This is a genomic window from Gottfriedia luciferensis, assembly GCF_001712755.1.
In the GTDB taxonomy this organism is placed as follows: domain Bacteria; phylum Bacillota; class Bacilli; order Bacillales; family Bacillaceae_G; genus Gottfriedia; species Gottfriedia luciferensis_B.
In genome coordinates this window covers 91,711-113,180 of the sequence record NZ_MDKC01000006.1, presented here as the reverse complement: position 1 = coordinate 113,180, position 21,470 = coordinate 91,711, and the positions used below count along the sequence as shown (strand labels likewise).

Sequence of the window (21,470 nt, the reverse complement as noted above, 5' to 3'; positions counted from 1 at the left end):
GGCAATTAGTGCAAAATTATGTTGTATAATAGTCTAAATATAAAGTAACGAGGGGAGAAGAACATCATGCTTTCATTTATTTTAGTTGTATTAATGCTATTTTTAATACCAGGACCCGCTGTACTTTTAACATTATCCCAAACAATGAAAGGTGGGAAATGGAATGGCATCTTAACAGGCGTTGGGATTGCTGTCGGTGACTTAATTCATACATGTGCATCAGTATTTGGATTATCAGCAATTTTAATGACTTCTGCATTTGCTTTTGAAATCGTTAAATATTTAGGTGCAGCCTATTTATTTTATTTAGGAATTACTGCAATCATTAAAAAATCGAAAAACAGTAAAAAAGCAACTGAACAAAAAGAAGTAAATAGTAAACTTTCTTTTCGTCAAGCAGTGCTGATCGAAGTATTAAACCCTAAAACTGCACTATTTTTCTTAGCTCTTTTACCTCAATTTGTTCAACACAATGGACATCCGGTATTCATTCAACTTTTAACTCTAGGTTTGACATTTGTATTACTGAGTATTTTGTACACAACTTTACTAGTGCTTTTATCAAGTGTAATCGGTAAAAAAATCTTTAGTAAGAAGACAAAAGGACCAAAATGGATGGGGAAGGCAATTGGTTTAGTTTATATTGGGTTAGGTTTAAGAGTTGCTCTTCAAACGCAATCGTAATAGTTTAATAATATTCAATAGAAAAAGTAGGCCGACTGGCATCCTTTTTCTGTTGCACATAATATTTGTTAAATCAATTTTTTTGTTATCTCAGATAGTAGAATAGTTACCTGAGAAACTATTCTATTCTTTTTCTATTTAAACCTTAGTAATTTTTTGAAAAAAGGTGAGTTCATATGATTAATTTTGAAAAATATAGATATCCAGCAATAATTAAACAAGAAGTAGATGGAGGTTTTGGTGTTTATTTTCCTACTCTTTTCTCTAAACATGGTTGGGAAATTTCCTTATCAAATGGCAGAACAAAATTTGAAGCAATCAAAGAGGCAAAGAAAAAATTAGCATTTAGCTTAGCAGGAATCTTAGATGATAATGAATCACTTCCGAAGCCAATACCAATTCAACTTGAGTCAATTTCAAATGGCATGGAGTTAATTGATATAGAAACCTCTTTTCATCCATATTGCGATGAAATCAAGCAGCATTTAATAGGTCGTCATTGGCATATTACTTTTTTCATAGAAGAATATGAAGAGGAAATTGAGGCGATAGCATATAAAAACAATCAAGGATTATGGGATATTCTTTTTGAAGATTATTCTAAGACAGAGGAAGAACTATTTTTCGATTCTTCGATTAAGAAACATTCAGAAAAGCCTAAAAGCATAATACTTTTTTCAGCCGAATTGCGAAATGAAGCACAAGAGAAATTTAATCAATTCATTCAAAATGTTATCTTAAAATACCGTACTAAAAAAGAATGGGAAGAAAGAAGAAAACTAAGAGTAAAAATGGAACAAAATTTTAAACAATCAATTTTACAAATAATAGATGAAAAAGTAAAAAGCGGTGAGATAACTGAAGATGAAGCTTTAATATTAAGGGAAATAAACAAAAAAAGCTAAAATTACATTAAACAAAAATAAGGAGCTGAATTTTCAGCTCCATAAACATAAACTAATAAAGTATTTCATATTCACTCAAAATACAAATGGTAATGGTTTTTGCACCCTGGATTAAAATCAGATTCACATTTAGGGCATTTGTAGTTACAATCTTGATATTCCCCTATAGTTAATTCCTCATGACAATTACCACAAAGAATTGCTTTTGTTTGCCATTCGTCTTTATTCCATGTTTTTGGTTTATGATTAGTGCTTTCCTCATGGCAATAATAACATCCATAGTACGTATCACAGCACTTGAATTTGATGGCAATGATATCTCTTGCAGTATGGTAATGTTTACAGCGTGTATGAAGATCGATTGAACCAATTACTTTCATATGTTTACCTCTCTTTATACTTCTTACTACTTGATGATTTATTAATTTTATTTTACGACCTCGAACAAGACAGCTAATCCGATTCCACCACCACTTCCAATTGTAGCGACTACATAACTTGATTGTAAGTTTTTTCTTCTTTGTACTTCATAAAAAAGTCTCGTGACCATGATACTTCCAGATGCACCATATGGATGGCCGATCGTTAATGCTCCTCCACAACTATTTAACTTGGAAGTGGGGATGGAAAGTTCTTTTGAACAAGCTATTACTTTTGAAGAAAAAGCTTCATTTATTTCATAAAGTTCAATATCTGCAACTGTTAATTTGTTTCTACTTAATAAATCTTGAATAGCAGGGATCGGTGCTGCACCTGCATAATTAGGATGAACACCCGAAACTTGACTATCCACAAATCGTAAAACTGGTTTAAAACCGTTTTTTATCGCTTCATTTTCTTCCATGATGACAACAGCGGATGCGCCATCATGAATCCCACAACTATTTGCAGCTGTGACTGTACCATTCTTTTTAAATACTGGTTTTGCTCTTTTTAAAAGTTCTTCCATTTTCCTTTTTTTGAAAAATACTTCATCTTGGTCAAAACCACCAACTGGAATAATCTCCTCATTGAAGTATCCATTCTGATGAGATTCCCAGCTTCGTGTATAACTTAATAACGCATATTCATCTTGAGTTTCTTTTGAGATACCATATTTTTCAGCTACATTTTCCGCTGCAATGCCCATATCAGGATCACCAATTTTGTCAGGTGCAAATCTAGCTCTAGCAGGAAATGGGGAAGTACTAGTACTTTCAACACCACCAGCAAGATAGCAATTACCAGCACCACCTTGAACTAAGTAACAAGCCATTCGAATCGCTTCTAATCCTGCACTACATTGACGATCAATTGTAATCCCAGGGACTGAGAGAGGAAGATCCGCTTCTAATGCAGAAACTCGAGCGACATTTCCTCCTGGTCCAACAACATTTCCTAAAATGATGTCATCAATCTTTTCATTTAACCCATCTGCCAAATGCTTGAGCAATGGGGCAGCAAGCTCATGTGGTTGAAAATCTCGTAAAATTCCACCTTTTTTTCCGATAGGTGTTCGCTTTGCTTTGACAATGACAGCTCTTTTAATTGTTAGTCACCTGCATTTCAATTTGTTTAATTAACTCTGCGCGTGCGATCTTTCCACTCGTCGTATACGGCATTTCATTTTGAAAAAACCATTTACGAGGAATTTTATATGCTGATAGTTGTGTCTTACAAAATCTTTTTAGCTCAAAAGAATTACTATTACCTTTGATCACTGCAGCAACAATCTGACCCCAATACGGGTTTGACAGACCAACGACTGCAACTTCCTCAACATCCGGATGAAGAGAAATAACTTTTTCGATTTCTTCAGGAAATATATTAATACCTCCGTATAAAATCATGTTTTTTTCACGACCGTTTATTGTTAAAAAACCGTCTTCATCAATAAAGCCCATATCATGAACTGTAGCCCAGCCGTCATCATCTTGAATTGAATGAATAGTTCTTTCATTTTCTTCAAAATACCCATTTATTAAATACTTACTTTTCACATATATTTTTCCAGTTTCATTCGGTTTAGCTAACTCTTGGTCTGGTCGACGAATTTGTAACTCCACACCATAACAAGGTTTCCCGACCGTTTTTGCCTTATGGACACCATCTTTATCAGACAAAACGGTAATGAAGCTTAGTTCACTAGCGCCAAAAAATTCATAAATCGTCATCGCAGGAAACAAATGACGAAATTCAACTTTTGATTTTTCAGTCCACTTTGCACCAGACGAAAGTATTTTCATCGCTTGATCGATTTGAATACCTTCTTTTATTAACGCTTCAATCATTGTCGGGACAACATAAATTGTTGTAATAGGAAAAGAATTAATTCTTGATATAACGTTTAAAGGAGAAAACTTTTCTAAAAGGTAAACTGTTCCACCTAAATATAAAGTACTAATTGCACCATATAAAAAATGAGAATGAATCAAAGCTCCAGGTATGAGAGTTTGATCAGTTTCATCTAATCCAAAGTCAAATCGATTACAATCAAAGCTAGCAACCCATGAATCTTGAGAACGGATAAATGCTTTGGGGCTACCGGTTGTGCCTGAAGTAAATCCCACATAGAAAGGTAGGTCCTCATTTATCTCCATTGAAGATAAGCTATCAAATAGGGCTATTTCTTGTAGGATATCATCTAAAACTTTCACATTTGGATGGATCGAATGAATCTTATTGTACATTTCTTTTGTTGTAACAATGATTGAAGGATTCGAAAGCTTTACCCTTTTTTCCAAATCAGCAAGATTCCATTTCATATCATAGGGAACAGCGATCCAACCTGCTTTAGAAGCTCCTGTAAACATCTGCAAAAACGAGATACCATTCGGTAAAAGGATACCTATTGTTCTCGAATTTGATCGATAAGAGTGTAGCCAATTAGCCGTTTGATTAATTAATTGATTCCATTCCTTATAACTGATTTGATTCGTACTCGTATGTATCGCAATTTTGTCAGGCGACAAATTAGCGTTTTTCTGATAGGTTTCTGTAATATTTGCCATTTTAAATCACCTCTATAAAAAAGAGACACAACTAGAGTGTCTCAAAGATTTACATATTTTCTGTTGATTGATTTGAATAGTTTTTTGTCAATGTGCTCAAAAAAACTGGTTGCTGTCTTAGTTTGAATACTAAAATTGAAGCAAGAATCGCTTTTAATACATCTCCTGGAATATAAACTAAACTTAATTTAGCCGCTGTCATAACTGGAATTCCCATCATAACCGCTTGAATTGGGATACCGATTAAATAGATTAATAGAATTCCAACAGTCAAGTTAATCAATAAGACATGTTTTAATTTTAACGTTTTAAAACGAGATAATAAATACCCAATTACAAAAGCCGTAATAGGCCATGAAATTAAATAACCAACACTTGGTCCTGCAAATACACTAAAACCACCACGACCACCGGATAGAAGCGGCATTCCAACTGCAACTAGTAATAAAAAGATAGTTTGGCTTAATGCACCTAATCTAGCACCTAAAACACCACCAGTAAGAAGAACACCAAGTGTTTGTAAAGTAATTGGAACTGGTGTAAAGGATAACATAATCGGAGGAACTTGTCCAAGGACACCCATAACTGCTGCAAACATTGCTACAAATGTAATTTCTTTGATCTTCATTTTAATTCTCCTAATGTCAATTTTCTAATAACTTCTTTCATATTAATGAAACTCAAATTATATGTCAACTAAATATTTTAGTTGGTTAACATATATTATAGTAAGATAGAAAACTAGAAAAAACTTAGAAGAGAGAATTAAAGATCAGAGTAGAAATTGGAAGATTTTATAGATGAGAGAGTAAGTAAAATTATAGTTATTGGTTTTGGTGGAGCGGGTAATTCTACTCTAATTGAAATCAAAAAGACAGCAAGCTAGTAATAGCCAACTGTCTTTTAATATTTTAATTATATTCATTATTTTTAAATTGAGTTAAACAATGGATCAATAACCTGGAATATTTACTTTCTGACCAATTCGCTCAATTACATCTTCCAATTCGTCCGGCTTCAAAAACTCAATCGGAGAAAATCCCTTTTCAAATTGCAATACATCAGCTTCTAAAATTACGACATATCGACCGTTTACTTTCGCAATATGCAGGTTATCACCAAAATCAGCTAATAATCCTTTTACAGAAAAATGATCCGCTTTAAATGATAATTCAATTTCTGGTGTATGTTCCACGATTTGTGCTGCTGCTTCGATGACTTCATTGGGTGTAAAATGCTCTTGAATTTCACGTTTAGGACTTGCTGCCCATACTTCCATTGCTGCATCAAATTGTTGTCTTTCAACACTTTCCTCTTCAAAAACGTCTTCAATTTTGTCATAAACCATTTCCATTACTTGTGATTTTACAATTTCAGGCATTGATTCAGAATAGGAAACAAATTTTAAAAAGTCTTCAAAATATCTTGCGTGAGATGCTTGATGGATTTTTAATTCACTCTCTGAGATCATCCCTAATTCTTCCATATAAGGGTATTGAATTGATTTCATATTTTTCGTGGTAATTGCCATTTCAACTGTTTTAATGAGTGTTGATTCATCTGAAATGGAGGCTACTTTTGGTTCAAAATCACATTTTAGTACAAATAAGAAAGGGTCATCAAAATATTTTCTTAGTTTCGCTTGAATAACTAGAAATGCTCCTCCGCGAACTGCACTTGTATCAATATAATTAATGACTAAAGTCTCATTTTCTGCTTTAAAATCTTCAATCGATTTTGCATCACGTATACGCTGGAATAAATTATAATTTGGATTTGAGTCTAAAGAATGGCCTTCTTCGACGATAAAGTGACCTAATTTTGTAGGTACAGAATCAGATTTTGGATGTTTTTCAACTTTTCGATTTACAATTCTTTCAAGTTCACCTTCTAAAAAGCCTTTCAATTCGCTTTCTTCAAACATTGATTCATCTAATGTTTGAAAATGTTTATATCGTTTATCAGATTGTTCACCTTTCCCTTCAACAGTTACAACATAAAACGATAAGTATGTAATTTCAAAATCCATCCAATCACCTTTTCCTATTTTTCTGTATTTAAGTATATGGATGAGGCTTCAATGAGTCAATCATGAACTAATCGAGTTTTGGGCAAAATTTCCATAAAAACTATCATAAGATAGAGAAATTTTACAGTTATGAGACAAATTCATTACACACTATGATAAAATAAAGATATAATTTAATGTGGAACCAATAAAATTATAGTACTTGGATGTGGGAATATCACATCTTTTTTTCGTTAAGTGGGAAAAAATAGGCAGCAATCTAGTGATTTCAGCATAGTCGCCATTTAGGCTCGTCAATCAACGAGTTTTCTTTACTTGCATTTTATGGGACCAACTTAGGGAGAGGGGATGAGAGACCTGAGAATAGAAAGAATAGCTACAATCTCATTAATTATCGTAACATTACTTTGGGGCACAACATTTGTAGTAGTCCAAAATGCGATTGCATACGTTGAACCGTTTGCATTTAACGCATTTCGATTTATCCTCGCAACTTTAGTCCTTTTACCATTTTTAGTTAAAAGAAAACAAAAAACTAAATTAACGGTTAAACAAATCGTTATTACTAGTGGTATTGGATTTATGTTGTTTTTAGGGTATTTACTTCAAACATTTGGATTGAAGTATACAACTTCATCAAAATCAGGTTTTATTACTGGTCTATGTGTTGTATTAGTACCTGTTCTTTTATATTTAGTCTATAAAGAACGGTCTAACTGGTCTACTGTAATTGCGTGTTTAATTGCATTACTTGGACTAAGTTTCTTAACTTTAGGTGATTCATTCTCTGTAAATCTAGGAGATGTACTAACACTAATTGGGTCGGTTGCATTTGCATTCCATATTATTTTATCAGGAAAATATACGAAGCAAATGGATCCACTCAGCTTTACAACGATTCAACTAGCAACTGTTGGCATTAGTAGTACGATTTTCTCTCTAATTTTTGAAGATACTTCCGTTTCATTTTCTAAAGAACTTTGGGTCAACCCGACATTCATTTTTGCAGTCATTGTAACAGCAGTATTCTGTACGAGTATCGCATTTTGGGTCCAAATGTTTGCTCAACAACATATTTCTTCAACGAAAGCAGCATTAATTTTTATTTTTGAACCTGTTTTTGCCGCATTTACCGCAGTACTTTTTGCAAATGAAACATTATCGATCCAAACAATTATCGGTGGGACTTTTATTGTAGGTGGTATGCTGCTATCTGAAGTTCCCTTACCCAAGAAACGAACAAAAGAAGTAAAAAATGAGGCAATCTAGTAAGAAATGTAAGAAATTTTAAAAAAATGGGTAGAATTCACATTGACAGATACAATTTGTTCACGTATTATAACTTTAAATTAATAAACGACTTAGAAAAGGAATAGTAAGTTTATAAGCTTTTAAGAGAGGGAATGGTCGGTGCAAATTCCTAAAGCAAGTATTCTGAACCAGCCTTGGAGTCTCTGTACCGAAATAATAGTAGGCTACAGCGGTTTTCCCGTTAAAGATGTTAAGAGATTATGTAGAGCTTTTACATAATAAGTAGGGTGGTAACGCCATGAATGGTCCCTTTTGATCATTCATGGCGTTTTTTGTTTATAAAAATCCGCTTATTTCGTATTTTCTATATAGTAATTAGGGTGGTAACGCCGAGAATGGTCCCTTACAGATTATTCTCGCGCGTTTTTTTTATTTTCTAAAAATGAATAGGAGTAGAGAAAATGACTACAAAAAAATTTGTTGAAGCAATTACAGATATGGATGTTGATTTTGCACAATGGTACACAGATATCGTAAAAAAAGCAGAATTAGTCGATTACTCAAGTGTTAAAGGTTGTATGATTATAAGACCTTATGGTTATGCATTATGGGAAAATATCCAAAAAGAATTAGATTTTCAATTTAAACAAACAGATCATGAAAATGTATATATGCCAATGTTTATCCCTAAATCATTATTACAAAAAGAAGCTGATCATGTAGAAGGATTTGCTCCTGAAGTTGCTTGGGTTACGCATGGTGGGCATGACGAATTAGCTGAACCATTAGCAGTTCGTCCTACATCAGAAACACTATTTTGTGAGCATTTTTCAAAAACAGTTGGAAGCTATAATGACCTACCAAAACTATATAATCAATGGTGTTCAGTAGTTCGTTGGGAAAAAACAACAAGACCATTTTTAAGAACGACTGAATTCTTATGGCAAGAAGGTCATACAGCTCATGCAACCGCTGAAGAAGCACAAGCAGAAACAATTCAAATGCTAAATGTTTATGCTAATTTCTTAGAAGACTTCTTAGCAATTCCTGCTATTAAAGGGCAAAAAACAGAAAAAGAAAAATTCGCAGGTGCAAAAGCTACTTATACAATTGAAAGCTTAATGCACGATGGGAAAGCATTACAAAGTGGTACATCTCATAACTTTGGAGATGGATTTGCAAAAGCATTTGATATTCAATACACAGATAAAAACTCTAAAAGACAATATGTACACCAAACTTCTTGGGGTATGACAACAAGAGTAATCGGCGCTTTAATTATGGTTCACGGTGATAACAGCGGATTAGTATTACCACCAAAAGTTGCTCCAACTCAAGTAATGGTCATTCCAATTGCTCAACATAAAGAAGGTGTGATCGAAAAGGCAACTGAATTAAAAAACCGTATTTCAAAAATTGCTCGAGTAAAAATTGATACTTCAGATAAAATGCCAGGCTGGAAATTTAACGAATATGAAATGAAAGGAATTCCAGTTCGTGTTGAAATTGGGCCAAAAGATATTGAAAAGAATCAAGTAGTTTTAGTAAGACGTGACACGCGAGAAAAAACGATTGTTTCATTAGATGCTTTAGAAGAAAATATTACAAAGTTACTTCAAGAAATCCAAACATCACTTTACGAAAAAGCATTAAACAATCGTACAGAAAAAACATATGAAGCTACTTCAATGGAAGAACTAAAACAAATCAGTGACGAAAAACAAGGCTTTATTAAAGCAATGTGGTGTCAGGATCTAGCTTGTGAAGAACAAATTAAAGAAGAGGCTGGTTTAACTTCAAGATGTATTCCATTTGAACAAGAACAACTTGCTGAAACATGTGTATGCTGTGGAAAGAAAACGGATGTAATGGTCTATTGGGGTAAAGCTTACTAATTTGACATCAATCTAAATCAACCTAAGAGGGTGAATGATTAATGGAAAGTTTAGATTTTTTAAAAGAGCATCTTTGTATGTTAGAAGAAAAATTACTACAACCAGAAATTCGCACCTCACAAATTGAACTAAAAAAGCTACTAGCCGATGAATTTTTTGAATTTGGTAGTTCAGGAAGGGTTTTATATAAAGAAGATCAATTCGAAACTGGCATTGGAATCGTAAAAATGACATTAAGTGATTTTGAAATTCATCCATTATCAGACGAAATTACATTAGTAACCTATCGAATTTTTAATGAAATAAAAAAACAACATTCCTTACGTAGTTCAATTTGGAAGTTAAAAGATGGTCAATGGAAAATGTATTTTCACCAGGGCACACCAACAGAGATTTAGGTAATGTATATGTATATTAAACAAAAGAACATATTCAAAAAAATAGTAAGATAATGTAAGAATGAGTAGGTAAGGAGAACAAAATGTATTTAACAATTAAAGAAACAGCGGAATACTTAGATCTTGATGAATCCTATATTAACCAGTTAATTCAAGAACGAAAAATAAGAGCAGTCCATGATGGTGAACAATATTTAATCTACAAAGAGCAATTTAATAATCATCTAGAACAAATGGAAAAAGCAAAAAAAATGATTGCAGATTACTATAACGAACCAATTCCTGAAGATATAGATGTAAAGGACGAAGACTAAATAAAATCAGATTATAAGAAGTTGCTATAACGGAGGGATAAAATGGATTCGCAAGTACTCATATCAATTTCTATTTACTTTATTTTTATGTTAGCTATAGGTTTTTACGCTTATAAAAAATCTACTGATAGTTTATCCGAGTATATGCTTGGTGATCGTGGTCTTGGACCTGCAGTTACTGCTCTTTCAGCTGGTGCAGCCGATATGAGCGGATGGATGTTAATGGGATTACCTGGTGCAATGTACGCAACTGGTATCTCATCTGCATGGATTGCTATTGGATTAACGCTTGGAGCATATTTAAACTATTTACTATTAGCACCCCGACTACGTGTATTTACTGAAGTAGCCGATAATTCAATTACAATACCAAATTTCTTTGAAAAAAGATTCCAAGATTCAACTCGAATTTTAAGAATTACTTCAGCTGTTGTTATTATCATTTTCTTTACACTTTATTGCTCAGCTGGTTTTGTATCTGGAGGTACATTATTTGAATCAGCTTTCGGGATCGATTATAAAGTAGGATTAATTATTACAGCTGCGGTTGTAATTGCCTATACATTATTTGGTGGGTTCTTAGCTGTAAGTTTAACAGATTTCGTTCAAGGTCTAATTATGTTTATTGCATTAATTTTGGTACCACTTGTTGCTTTTACAGATGTAGGTGGAGTAAAGCCTGCTTTCGATGAAATTAAAAATATAGACCCTAAGTTATTAAATATCTTTACTGGAACTTCATTTATTGGAATTGTTTCTTTACTTGCTTGGGGATTAGGTTATTTTGGACAACCTCATATTATTGTTCGATTTATGGCGATTTCAACTGTAAAGGAATTAAAGCCAGCGCGTCGTATTGGAATGGGATGGATGATTTTTACGATTGTTGGTGCAACATTAACAGGACTAGTTGGAATTGCATACATTTCAGTTAACAACTTAACATTAGATGATCCAGAAACAATTTTTATCTATTTCTCAGAAACATTATTTCATCCACTAATTACTGGATTCTTGTTATCTGCTATACTAGCAGCGATTATGAGTACTATTTCATCTCAACTTTTAGTAACTGCAAGTGCTTTAACAGAAGATCTTTATCGTATCTTTGGTAAAAAGAATGCATCTGATAAAGAGCTTGTTCGTATTGGTAGAATAGCTGTATTAGTCGTTGCGATCGTATCATTACTTTTATCGTTAACACCGAATGATACGATTCTAAATCTTGTTGGTAATGCCTGGGCAGGCTTTGGTGCTGCATTTGGTCCGGCTATATTATTAAGTTTATTCTGGAAAAGAATGACTAGCTGGGGTGCACTTGCAGGCATGTTAGTAGGGGCAGCAACTGTTATCATTTGGATCAGCGTCGATGCGATTAAAGAAGCAATCAACTTATATGAAATGGTTCCAGGTTTCTTTTTCAGCTTACTAGCAGTTATTGTAGTTAGTCTATTAACTTCAAATTCAAATCCAAAAGTAGAAAAGCAATTTGAGGAAATGGAAAAAAGAATAGCATAAAAACAAAAATACATTTTCTAAATTTAATCAGTAGAAATAGGGGGCGTGCTATGCACACTCCTATTTTTTTTTGACAATTTGCAAATGTGTTACTGACGATGCAAATTAGTAAATATTTTCAGGTTCAAGTTCTAAAAAAATAAAATCAGATTGTAGTAGTTGCTAAAGCAAGTTACTTCTTACAATCTGATTTTTTTATCGTTTAAAAAGTAATTTTTATTGGTAAAAATTCACAATTGAATAATACGTACACATTGTATACAATTTCGATATAGTCAGAAAATTAAAATTTAAATTGTACTTTAAGGGGTGTTGTTTATATGAAAAAGGAAGTAATGATTATAGTCCCAATCCTTATATGTATATCAGTTGCATTAAGTATGAATAATGCCTATCACGAAATGGTTTTTACAGGTGTAGGAGAAGGTTTTACTGATTTTGTGAAATATATTATTCATGGACTTTTCTAAAAAATTTTATAAAGAGATACGATCGAAAAAAAACCCTTTTCCTTTTTGGATTCAGGGTTATTTTTTTAAATTTACTTTAATTTAATAGTCTCGAATAGTTAATATGACAATCACATGCTCTAAAACCTTTATCGTTTATTCAAATTCTCCTGCGCCATTCTAACTAATTCTTTTACCATATTGCCACCAATACGTCCACCAACTTTACCGTTTTCATGAGACGTTAAATTGCCATTATATCCCTTCGTTAAAGGAACTCCAACTTCCTCAGCCGCTTCGAATTTAGCATCTTCAGGATTTGTTGTATGCATTACTTTTGCTTTTAGTGCATCAAGTGCTTTTCTAGATTCAGGAACTAAGATTTTATTCTTTCTACTCATCAAACCCACTCCTTTTTAGTTATAGATTTCCCGTTTATTGATTTTTTTAATTATGGAAATAATTGCTATAAAATAGGGAATGTTACATAATGAAGACATGCGTTGATCAATCGATATAAAAGGAGAATGATGATGAAATCTTTTAATGTAACATTTCACAAAGAAGATAATGTAGATAATATGTTAATCCAAAAATTGAATGACGAGGAATACCATAAGTCTACTGAAGGTGGAACTAGACATTTATTCGAAATCGATACGAATATAGGCTTTTTTGTGTTTTTAGATTCAGAGGATAATGAAGGAAATGTATCACATTTAGTCCTTCAATATAATGAAGAAGATGAAGAACCAGTTGCTTGCTATTCATTTGCAATGAAAGATTTTTATGAATTCATGGCTTTATATTTAAATGATTTAGAATTCGTTGATGAAACTTCTGAAGAAGAGGAAGTTGAACTGGATGCTTCTAGTTCAATTCATCATTTAGTTCATCTATTATTCCATGTAATTGAAGAAGGCGAAGATTTAGAAGTATAAACTACCAAATAAATGTATATTCTTCCAAAAAATACCGGGTTTATATTTCTTGAATCGGATATTTATGCAAAATATGGAAGTTTCACTAATTTGTTTTGGTTATTCATTTAAAACAATGATTTCGAAAAAGCTCTTGATATTTATCGGGAGCTTTTTTTATTTTTAGGATTCACTTTGTCTATCATAAATAACTTTCGACTAAAGTAGAATTAATACAAGGATATTTTCAGAGGAGCTAGTTTTAAAAAAATAAAAAGTAGAATAGGAGTCGATCATATTGAACTTGCCACAGTCTGTATTCATAAAAGAAATTGGACCTCGTATTAATTTTCAATATGGATCACGATTATCTATTGACCAAAAATTACAATGGATTAACTATCTGATTGATAGTGGATTAAATCACATCGAAGTGTCCACGTTAATGAATTTTCCGGATAAACTCCAGTTTAATAAGGCTACCGAATTAGTATTGAAGTTAAAAAGAGAGCATCACATAACATATGGAGTATTAGTACCAAATAAAAGAAGTCTAATGAGAGCATTTGTCGTAGATGCAGATGAAATTAACTTTTTTATCTCAACAAGCGAGTCATACAATGTTAAAGTTAAAAATTGCTCGATCACTCAATCTTTGAAAGATATTAAAGAAATGACAAAAGTAACAAAAGATTATGAAAAGCTTACGCGTGCTTATATTACAACAGTATTTGGCGATCACGATGAAAAAGTAAGTCATCAAAAGGCAATCGACTTGGCATCGCAATTATTAGATGATGGAGTGGAGGAGGTATCATTTGTTGATACGCAAGGCAAAGCAACACCTCATCAAGTTAAGTTATTTTTGGAGGATTTATTAATAAACATTCCTAAAGAGCGTTGCTCAATGCAATTTTATAATACTTTTGGGAATGGCATTTCTAATATCTATACATCACTTTCATATGGGATTCAGCGGTTTGAATCAGCTAATGGAGGGTTTGGAGGTTGCTTTCCATCTAATGAACAAAATCGAATGATTGAAACGGAAGATTTAATTTCATTTTTGCATCGACTTGAGATTACTACTGATGTCGACGAAGAAAAACTACTTGCCGCTACAAACTATATTTCAAACCAATTAAATGAAGAGCCTACTAGTAAGTTATTTTCAAGATTACCAACCAAAAAGCATCTTACATGATGCTTTTTTATATTTTTAATAATTTGGACAAGAATTGAATTTTTTTTGCATATAATTTACTAATTTGAATGAAAGGAGAATTGATTATGTCTAACTTTGAAGCAATTATATTAGGCATCATTCAAGGGTTAACTGAATTTCTCCCAATCAGTAGTACCGGTCATTTATATATTGGTAGACATTTATTCGGCTTAGATGAGGCAGGCTTGTTATTAGATACGTTAATGCATATTGGTACTTTATTAGCGGTGTTTGTTTTTTACAGTAAAGAATGGAAAGGTTTGATAAAAAAACCTTTTTCAAAATTAACTTTATTGCTTTTTGTTGGCACATTACCCGCAGTAATTGTAGGCTTATTATTTAAAGATTTTTTCGATAAGATATCTGTTTCGGGTAAAACGATTGGGTGGGAGTTTATCTTTACTGGTATTATTTTATTTATTGCTGATAAAAGGAGAAAAGGGAAGAAAACAATGGAGGAGCTAACATGGGTCGATGCCTTATTCATCGGCTCATTTCAAGCACTTGCTATATTTCCAGCGGTTTCTCGTTCAGGATTAACAATCGCTGCAGCATTATTTAAAGGAATGGAACGAAAAAGCGCTGCGTATTTTTCATTCTTATTATCTACCCCTGCAATTTTAGGTGGAATCGTCTTCCAGGGAAAAGATCTACTTGGTGGAAACGCGGAACAAATTGCGTTTTTCCCGCTATTTCTTGGTACATTAGCCGCCGCTTTATTCGGGTATCTAGCCATTAGCTGGATGATCAATTTATTGAAAAAACAATCACTGAATATTTTTGGCTATTATGTTATCTTTTTAGGGGTTAGTATCGTAGTGCTTCAGTATTTAAAGATATTTTAAATGTAAATCGATAAAAATTACAAAATGATAAGTTATCGTTTTGTATACAAAAGAGCACAGGAAGTGATTAACCTGTGCTTTTTTGATTACTCATAGTTTTTTAACTTTTTCTTCATCACCAGTCATTGCATTAATAAAGATATCATATGTATCGTGATTATATGTACCTAAAAATTCATAAGTAAGAACTTCTTTATTAAAACTATTTAAGATAACCGCTAGGCGTTCTTCCTCGACTTTAACATTTTTGTTAAGCTTTGCTTTTGCTTGCTCAAGCGTAAGCTTAGGAGTAGGGATTTTACGTACATGGTTTGAAGTAATATAGTTTTTAGCATTAAAGCCGATGATTTGCCCGTTATCTAACGCTACCTTTAATTGAATTGCTTCTGGATAGATGCGTACGTCGTCTATTGCATGAACATATTGAAGCACACCGATTGTATCATATTGAGAGCTATCGTATAATTCCATATCTTTATAGTTTTTAGAATCTAAATAGTTTAGACCTTTTTTTACTGCATCATCTAAGCTAATTTTTTGCTTATTTATTGGTCTATTTGTTATAAAAAAGATCGGTAAACCCTTAGTTTCAGTTATTTGCATATAAGTATCAGCGGTCGGGTTAGTATGAGCCATAGTAACAGCATAAAATGGTTCGAAATTTTTGTTCTCACTTCTAGTAACTTGAGTTTTATTTACATTTTTAAGCGGAACAAATTTTTGGGCTATTTTTTTAGCTTCATCCTGAGAGATTTTTTTACCTGTAAGTTTCTTTAATCCTTTAGATTCTTCTTGCCCATTTGTGAAGGTAGGACCAAAATCTTGGTCAGTTGTTGCTTTTACTTGTTCAATATGTTTAAAACCATCCACGATACTATTGTCTCGAGGCGCTTTTCTTTCTTCAGTCATTTGACCAACATCAATCCAACTTAAGTTTTTATTCATGATGTTTGTTTGTACATTACGGAGTCCATCTTGAATTTTTTCAGCTGTCGAATACATATCACGTAAAGTTTTATATTCCTTTGCAGTTAAAGGTTCTTTATTTAAATCTCGAACCGCTGTTTTATAGCTAAAGTTTCCTACTCCAGTTAAAAAGGCTTGAGTTTTGTCAAAAGGCACAAATTTTAATGGGAGCTGTGCTATGTCAGATTTAGAATGAATCGAAATTCGCCATACATCTGCTAAAGCAGGGGAGAGAGACGTTCTAGAATTCATTGCTAATGTCGTTCCAATTTTATCGTGTAATAAATCAATATCGTATGTTAATTCATTAAAAGCTCTTTGATAATTATTTTCGGCTTTTAAATTCATTTCATTCAATTCACGATGTTGCGTGTATCCCCAATAACCAGATCCGACTAGAGCGGCTGCTAAAGCACCTGCAACAATCCAACTTCCTTTCATAATTACACCTCATTACAATTATTTGCAAAAAATATGTTGACCAATAGTTAAAATAATAGGGCGGCCCCGAATCCATTGGTTTGTTGCTGTTTTAGGATTGTAATAATAAATACATCCAGTGGTTGGATCCCAGCCATTTATTGCATCAATTACGGCTTTTTTAGCCTGAGCATTAGGTGTTAAATTAATTTGACCGTCAGCTACTGCCGTAAAAGCACCTGGTTGATAAATAACACCAGCGATTGAATTTGGAAAAGACGCATTTGTTAAACGATTTAAAATGACTGCTGCAACAGCAACTTGACCGATATATGGTTCACCACGTGATTCTCCATAAACAGCATTTGCCATTAATTTAATATCGTTATCTGTATAACCGTTTGGTGCGTTTGCAATCGGTTTATTATTTGGTTTTGCATTCGAATTATTAGGGTTACTTGTATTTGGTTTAGCCGGTTTATTGTTGTTATTAGAAGTATTATTATTTGATGTATTATTGGCCGTATTACCTTTATAATTTTTAGTTGCTTTTGTCAGCTTTTCTTTTAATTTTGTTCCTGCGACACCATCAACCTTCATACCAAATTCCTTTTGAAAATTACGAAGAGCCCAGTAAGTATTCCAGCCGAAAACGCCATCAGCCTTATCGTCTAAAAAACCTATAAATATAAGTCGTTCTTGAAGTTCCTTAACATCTTGACCTGTTGAACCACGGCTAAGCACTTGACTACTAAATGCATCAACTTGTTTTTTAGGTAAGTAAATATTTAAAGTAATCAGCGAAATACATATTATGCATAAGATAACAAATGCAGTTTTATAGTGAAAATTTTTTTGCAAAATAAATCCTCCTTAATCAAATACATATAGGATTACTATTTGTAAAAAATTTCTTTTTATTAGTAAAAAGCGTAAAAACTGATATAAATTGCACAAACAAGAAGCGAATAGATTGAGTAGAGAGGTCGAATAGTAAAGATAGGAGCAAAAAGGAGGAGGTATTTTGAAAAGAACATTCAGAGCCATTTTCATTTTCTCATTCTTATTTTGTATTTTTTGCAATGTAAACTCAGTTGCTGCAGAACCTGTTTATGAGCCTCCATATGCTAAATGGGGGAAAATTGCAGTTGAAAAAACAATCCAAAAATACCCACAATCGGATGTTATAGATTATTTACACATAGGAAGGGAACAAAAAACACCAACAGTCTCAGTAGAAAAATTCAAATTATGGTTAAGATTAAAAGATGGAAGCAGGGAATTCGGGGTATATGTAAATGTTGAATTTGAACCAAGAACTGAAAGGTACTTAGGAATTACATATATTGAAACAGATCGATAGGTAACTCAATTTAAAAAACATCACAAATTCGTGATGTTTTTTATTGAAACCAGTATTGTGAGAGAAATCACAAAAAAATTAAATGAAGTTTATTAGTTTGAAAAAAGGATATAAAAATTTAAAAAAAGAAAAATTGAAGGTTTCAAATATTAATTTTTAATGATGGAACGGTAATTGAAATCATATAAAAAAATTGCTTAATCAGTGAGTTTAAATAAAGAAAAAAAGTTTGAATTGTTGTAGAAGCTGAAACAAATTAAATTTTATTTTTTATTGAAGAATTTTTATTAATTATTTTTGCTAAATGTTAAATGATTAAATTAATAGATAGAATTTTGGTTTTAATAAATAAGTTACACTTAAACAGAATTTGATATTTTTGATCTAATTATACAAAATGATGATTTTTTCTATTTCATCTCAAAACACTAAGAATACTTGCTAATTGAGATGGATTATAGTGATTTCACCTCAACTTCCTATAATATATATTATGTAAACTAGAAAAAATGAAATAAAATACCTCAGCTATTTAAGCTACCCTTCTTGTCCTCCGACACTAATCTGTTACTTTTAGTAAATTATGGAGATTTCATAAAAATTTCTTCTAAAAGCCGAACGTTCGATTATAAATTAGTTACTCCATTTTTTGTTTTCAATTTGAAATAATCATGTTTTTATATACTTGCGACACAAATCTGTTTACTTAATGAAATTTTACGACATAACTCTGTTTACTTGAATAGCAGTTTTGAACACAAATCCATTTACTTACGGCTTTTTTGCGACACAAATCCGTTTACTCGCTTATAGAGATTTTGTATAAAAAAAAGCAAGTAGTTTACTTGCTATAAATAATCACCAACTACATCACACCACAATTTTGATTTATTAAATTTACCTATGCAGTTGATATATGAAATTTGTTTGTTTTGAAGTTTGCTAATATTTACATAAACGTTCTGAAGGAGCTTTATCGGATTAAACGGAATATTGTTAAAGTAAGTAATTTCATTGTTTTTGCATTCTTAAAAGTTTCTACCCATTGATAATAATTATTTAGTATTAACTCACATACAACCAATTTCGTATACTTGTTGATAATCGTTCAAAATCTAGGTTAGACGCTCCTTTTTCTTCATTAATAATATTAAATGCTTTTTCGCATTCTGACTCAAATTTACGCAAGTCTTCATTAAACAGCTGTGAATAATACGCTCTTGGGGGGGTATAATATTTATCTTTCCTTGTTTGTCCATTATGAACATTGTGATATCCATTTGCTCCTTCTATAAATTTTCTCCAGCAAACATATGCATGCGCATGATGACAAATATCACTAAAACTTCCCTTCAATGTAAGATCGCGAATACAGTGCCTGTGCTGTTTTAATTGAGTTTTACGTAACTTACGAGCAATACTTTTATAAATGGCTTTTTGCTCTTTATAAATTTCATTAGATTCATGAAATGGATTTAATTTTAACTGAAGTTCCAGATTTGAAATAGAAATGAGTTTACGGGGTATTAATATTTTCGTCTCAATCCCCTCTTCTATCATTCCGGTTTGTTTTAATTGGTTTACCCGCTGAAGGTGCCTATTTAAGTCTTGATTACTACCGATTTTAGAAAAAATGATTTGGCTGATAAATTCTTTTTCTATTAATTGATTCATTTTGATCTTAAAAGTTTCCTTTACTTCTATTTTCTGCTGGAAATTACGAAACATTTCCACAATATTTTCTGTATCGGCATATTGATATCCGCATGAACAAACATACTTTTTTCCATATTAGGATTTGATAAAATGTAAGCATAACGTCGATTACTAATAGTTTTGTTTCCATTTATTCTACCTCTGTGTGTAGTAAATGTGTCCCTATTAAGGGTGATACTTTGGTTGCAGTCTTTCCTCCATCGGCATTACCCAACTTCATAGGTACTACACTGCTATCCGACTCCCTACATCGGCATTTGGTTTCCTTACTTGTTATCGCTTGTACACCATACTCTTCTATTAATTGAAAAGACCGGTAGGGTCTCCCGAGTTGCCGTATGATATCAATGTGTTACGTGCCAAGGTCTCTGACTCCGGAGAGGCTTTACCCTTCTTGCCTTAACGAAAGGTAAAATGTTGCTTTCTGCTATGCGTAAGGCATCAGCCCTCTCGCTTTACTAACATTTCGAAGCTCAATCCCTTCAACCATTTGGCTTTCGGTCCGCAACCTAACTGTCTACGCTTAAAGATTAAAGTTACCTTTAATCCTCCAAGACTCGCTACGAGTGAATGGCTAGTTCTTTCTCGACGGGAATTCCACCCGCTGCTATATGATACGACCTAGGCTCGGCCGCACACGCATCATTTAGTTATATAGGAGATTCAATCTACAAACTATTGCTTTTTTAGTTTATTGTACTTTTAGAAAACTAACACTTGGGTTAAGTTTAATGTAAAATCTTGTTTACTCTCTTCGTACTGTATTATGCATAAGCCTAAATGTCTTTTTCTAGTAATTGATTCATCAGAACTTTTTTGAGTTGACTGCTGCGACTTGATTCTACAAAAAGGTATTTTCTTTTACACATTTGCATTAAGAAAAGAAAAAGAATTTTTAAAAATTGCATTGAATAACGTTTATTTCATTTGGATATTTTATGGAAGTATCATAAATTCAGGAGGTAACACATAAAAGCAGTCACGTACCAAGGTATTAAAAATATGCAGGTTAAAAATGTACCAGATCCTGCACTAGTAAAAGACGATGATATTATCGTACGAATTACATCTTCTGCGATTTGTGGTTCGGATCTTCATATTTATCAAGGTTCATTGCCGTCTAAAATAGACTACGTAATTGGCCATGAGCCAGTGGGAATTGTTGAAGAAGTTGGTAAAGATGTAACAAAAAGGTCAAAAAAGGTGATACCGTTCAATATTGCTTGTGGTCAATGTCAGTATTGTCAAAGCTACTTGGAAAGCCAATGTGATAATGCTAATACATATCCTAATCTCTATAAAATAGACACTGGAGGGTACTTTAGCTTTACAGACCGTTATGGCGACTATATGGGCGCAGCAGAATTGCTTCGAGTGCCGTATGGAAATAATCTTCCCTTCATTATTCCAGAATCATGCGAACTACCGGACGAATCGGCGCTGTTTCTATCAGATGTACTTCAGTCAGCTTACTGAAGTGACTTACATGCGCAGGGCGCTAAACGAGTTATTGCTGTTGACTGTGTGCCATACAGATTGGAAAAAGCTAAACAAATGAATAAGAAGGAAGTGTAATTACATA

General features: G+C 32.7%; 21 protein-coding genes, 1 pseudogene and 1 other annotated feature. Of the genes and pseudogenes, 13 read left to right on the top strand and 9 right to left on the bottom strand.

Going from position 1 to position 21,470, the window contains the following annotated elements; genetic code table 11:
* The first annotated feature begins 66 nt into the window (after positions 1-66).
* Both BED47_RS07415 and BED47_RS07410 read left to right on the top strand, forming a co-directional pair.
* Positions 67-684 carry a LysE family translocator gene (locus BED47_RS07415; RefSeq protein WP_025568377.1) on the top strand — a complete coding sequence of 206 codons (618 nt, stop codon included), beginning with the start codon at positions 67-69 and terminating at the stop codon, positions 682-684.
* 176 nt (positions 685-860) lie between these two features.
* Entirely contained in the window at positions 861-1,589 is a 729-nt protein-coding gene (locus tag BED47_RS07410; protein WP_084006816.1) for a type II toxin-antitoxin system HicB family antitoxin, read from the top strand.
* A 71-nt stretch (positions 1,590-1,660) separates the two neighbouring features.
* On the opposite strand, the gene BED47_RS07405 is transcribed toward BED47_RS07410, so the two are convergent.
* From BED47_RS07405 to BED47_RS07385, 5 genes are all read right to left on the bottom strand, one after another.
* Positions 1,661-1,969: a CHY zinc finger protein gene (locus tag BED47_RS07405; protein WP_025568379.1), complete on the bottom strand. Its 309-nt coding sequence runs from the start codon at positions 1,967-1,969 to the stop codon at positions 1,661-1,663.
* Between the two features lie 47 nt (positions 1,970-2,016).
* Positions 2,017-3,117, bottom strand: coding sequence for an acetyl-CoA C-acyltransferase (locus BED47_RS07400; RefSeq protein WP_069033117.1), 1,101 nt, complete (start codon positions 3,115-3,117; stop codon positions 2,017-2,019).
* The gene (locus BED47_RS07395; RefSeq protein ID WP_069033116.1) at positions 3,113-4,579 is read right to left on the bottom strand and encodes an AMP-binding protein; all 1,467 of its coding nucleotides are present in this window, start codon (positions 4,577-4,579) and stop codon (positions 3,113-3,115) included. Before BED47_RS07395 ends, BED47_RS07400 begins: the two co-directional genes overlap by 5 nt.
* Positions 4,580-4,628: 49 nt before the next feature.
* Complete coding sequence (locus BED47_RS07390) at positions 4,629-5,207, bottom strand: biotin transporter BioY (RefSeq protein ID WP_025568382.1); 579 nt, start codon at positions 5,205-5,207, stop codon at positions 4,629-4,631.
* Positions 5,208-5,531: 324 nt separating this feature from the next.
* Positions 5,532-6,608, bottom strand: coding sequence for a DUF3900 domain-containing protein (locus BED47_RS07385; protein ID WP_069033115.1), 1,077 nt, complete (start codon positions 6,606-6,608; stop codon positions 5,532-5,534).
* A 348-nt stretch (positions 6,609-6,956) separates the two neighbouring features.
* Between BED47_RS07385 and BED47_RS07380 the strand changes: the two genes are divergently transcribed.
* The 6 genes from BED47_RS07380 (at position 6,957) to BED47_RS23655 (ending at position 12,454) form a co-directional block, all read left to right on the top strand.
* Positions 6,957-7,877 (top strand): DMT family transporter, encoded by a 921-nt coding sequence (locus tag BED47_RS07380; protein ID WP_084006815.1) that lies wholly within the window; start codon positions 6,957-6,959, stop codon positions 7,875-7,877.
* Positions 7,878-7,961: 84 nt separating this feature from the next.
* Positions 7,962-8,173, top strand: a binding site (T-box leader).
* A gap of 147 nt (positions 8,174-8,320) precedes the next feature.
* Entirely contained in the window at positions 8,321-9,754 is a 1,434-nt protein-coding gene (proS, locus tag BED47_RS07375; protein WP_069033114.1) for a proline--tRNA ligase, read from the top strand.
* Positions 9,755-9,795: 41 nt separating this feature from the next.
* Positions 9,796-10,152, top strand: coding sequence for a nuclear transport factor 2 family protein (locus BED47_RS07370; RefSeq protein WP_069033113.1), 357 nt, complete (start codon positions 9,796-9,798; stop codon positions 10,150-10,152).
* 83 nt (positions 10,153-10,235) lie between these two features.
* Positions 10,236-10,466 carry an excisionase family DNA-binding protein gene (locus BED47_RS07365; protein ID WP_025569189.1) on the top strand — a complete coding sequence of 77 codons (231 nt, stop codon included), beginning with the start codon at positions 10,236-10,238 and terminating at the stop codon, positions 10,464-10,466.
* Positions 10,467-10,508: 42 nt separating this feature from the next.
* Positions 10,509-11,984, top strand: coding sequence for a sodium/proline symporter PutP (gene putP / locus BED47_RS07360; protein WP_069033112.1), 1,476 nt, complete (start codon positions 10,509-10,511; stop codon positions 11,982-11,984).
* Between the two features lie 320 nt (positions 11,985-12,304).
* The gene (locus BED47_RS23655; protein WP_175403466.1) at positions 12,305-12,454 is read left to right on the top strand and encodes a hypothetical protein; all 150 of its coding nucleotides are present in this window, start codon (positions 12,305-12,307) and stop codon (positions 12,452-12,454) included.
* Positions 12,455-12,582: 128 nt separating this feature from the next.
* Here BED47_RS23655 and BED47_RS07355 read toward each other — a convergent pair whose 3' ends face one another.
* Positions 12,583-12,834 carry an alpha/beta-type small acid-soluble spore protein gene (locus BED47_RS07355; RefSeq protein ID WP_069033111.1) on the bottom strand — a complete coding sequence of 84 codons (252 nt, stop codon included), beginning with the start codon at positions 12,832-12,834 and terminating at the stop codon, positions 12,583-12,585.
* A gap of 132 nt (positions 12,835-12,966) precedes the next feature.
* Here BED47_RS07355 and BED47_RS07350 point away from each other — a divergent pair, with 132 nt between their 5' ends.
* The 3 genes from BED47_RS07350 (at position 12,967) to BED47_RS07340 (ending at position 15,423) form a co-directional block, all read left to right on the top strand.
* The gene (locus BED47_RS07350; RefSeq protein ID WP_069033110.1) at positions 12,967-13,374 is read left to right on the top strand and encodes a cytosolic protein; all 408 of its coding nucleotides are present in this window, start codon (positions 12,967-12,969) and stop codon (positions 13,372-13,374) included.
* 277 nt (positions 13,375-13,651) lie between these two features.
* Complete coding sequence (locus tag BED47_RS07345) at positions 13,652-14,557, top strand: hypothetical protein (RefSeq protein ID WP_069033109.1); 906 nt, start codon at positions 13,652-13,654, stop codon at positions 14,555-14,557.
* Positions 14,558-14,643: 86 nt separating this feature from the next.
* Positions 14,644-15,423: an undecaprenyl-diphosphate phosphatase gene (locus BED47_RS07340; RefSeq protein ID WP_069033108.1), complete on the top strand. Its 780-nt coding sequence runs from the start codon at positions 14,644-14,646 to the stop codon at positions 15,421-15,423.
* A 90-nt stretch (positions 15,424-15,513) separates the two neighbouring features.
* On the opposite strand, the gene ypeB is transcribed toward BED47_RS07340, so the two are convergent.
* Both ypeB and sleB read right to left on the bottom strand, forming a co-directional pair.
* Entirely contained in the window at positions 15,514-16,833 is a 1,320-nt protein-coding gene (gene ypeB / locus BED47_RS07335) for a germination protein YpeB (RefSeq protein WP_069033107.1), read from the bottom strand.
* A 15-nt stretch (positions 16,834-16,848) separates the two neighbouring features.
* Entirely contained in the window at positions 16,849-17,634 is a 786-nt protein-coding gene (sleB, locus tag BED47_RS07330; RefSeq protein ID WP_439097772.1) for a spore cortex-lytic enzyme, read from the bottom strand.
* A 199-nt stretch (positions 17,635-17,833) separates the two neighbouring features.
* Between sleB and BED47_RS07325 the strand changes: the two genes are divergently transcribed.
* Complete coding sequence (locus BED47_RS07325; protein WP_069033105.1) at positions 17,834-18,172, top strand: DUF3889 domain-containing protein; 339 nt, start codon at positions 17,834-17,836, stop codon at positions 18,170-18,172.
* A gap of 1,065 nt (positions 18,173-19,237) precedes the next feature.
* Here the strand turns inward: BED47_RS07325 and BED47_RS07320 are convergent.
* Complete coding sequence (locus BED47_RS07320; protein ID WP_139116347.1) at positions 19,238-19,846, bottom strand: hypothetical protein; 609 nt, start codon at positions 19,844-19,846, stop codon at positions 19,238-19,240.
* A gap of 1,011 nt (positions 19,847-20,857) precedes the next feature.
* On the opposite strand from BED47_RS07320, the pseudogene BED47_RS07315 reads away from it, so the two are divergent.
* A pseudogene (locus tag BED47_RS07315) lies at positions 20,858-21,457 on the top strand (alcohol dehydrogenase catalytic domain-containing protein); the annotation flags it as partial.
* Positions 21,458-21,470 lie beyond the last annotated feature (13 nt).

Coding starts and splice junctions, on each gene's coding strand:
- BED47_RS07355 (WP_069033111.1), bottom strand. CDS start 12,834: ATGAGTAGAAAGAATAAAATCTTAGTTCCTGAATCTAGAAAAGCACTT.
- BED47_RS07390 (WP_025568382.1), bottom strand. CDS start 5,207: ATGAAGATCAAAGAAATTACATTTGTAGCAATGTTTGCAGCAGTTATG.
- BED47_RS07395 (WP_069033116.1), bottom strand. CDS start 4,579: ATGGCAAATATTACAGAAACCTATCAGAAAAACGCTAATTTGTCGCCT.
- BED47_RS07350 (WP_069033110.1), top strand. CDS start 12,967: ATGAAATCTTTTAATGTAACATTTCACAAAGAAGATAATGTAGATAAT.
- BED47_RS07410 (WP_084006816.1), top strand. CDS start 861: ATGATTAATTTTGAAAAATATAGATATCCAGCAATAATTAAACAAGAA.
- BED47_RS07320 (WP_139116347.1), bottom strand. CDS start 19,846: ATGAATCAATTAATAGAAAAAGAATTTATCAGCCAAATCATTTTTTCT.
- BED47_RS07415 (WP_025568377.1), top strand. CDS start 67: ATGCTTTCATTTATTTTAGTTGTATTAATGCTATTTTTAATACCAGGA.
- BED47_RS07385 (WP_069033115.1), bottom strand. CDS start 6,608: ATGGATTTTGAAATTACATACTTATCGTTTTATGTTGTAACTGTTGAA.
- putP (WP_069033112.1), top strand. CDS start 10,509: ATGGATTCGCAAGTACTCATATCAATTTCTATTTACTTTATTTTTATG.
- BED47_RS07405 (WP_025568379.1), bottom strand. CDS start 1,969: ATGAAAGTAATTGGTTCAATCGATCTTCATACACGCTGTAAACATTAC.
- BED47_RS07370 (WP_069033113.1), top strand. CDS start 9,796: ATGGAAAGTTTAGATTTTTTAAAAGAGCATCTTTGTATGTTAGAAGAA.
- BED47_RS07365 (WP_025569189.1), top strand. CDS start 10,236: ATGTATTTAACAATTAAAGAAACAGCGGAATACTTAGATCTTGATGAA.
- proS (WP_069033114.1), top strand. CDS start 8,321: ATGACTACAAAAAAATTTGTTGAAGCAATTACAGATATGGATGTTGAT.
- BED47_RS07340 (WP_069033108.1), top strand. CDS start 14,644: ATGTCTAACTTTGAAGCAATTATATTAGGCATCATTCAAGGGTTAACT.
- BED47_RS07380 (WP_084006815.1), top strand. CDS start 6,957: ATGAGAGACCTGAGAATAGAAAGAATAGCTACAATCTCATTAATTATC.
- BED47_RS23655 (WP_175403466.1), top strand. CDS start 12,305: ATGAAAAAGGAAGTAATGATTATAGTCCCAATCCTTATATGTATATCA.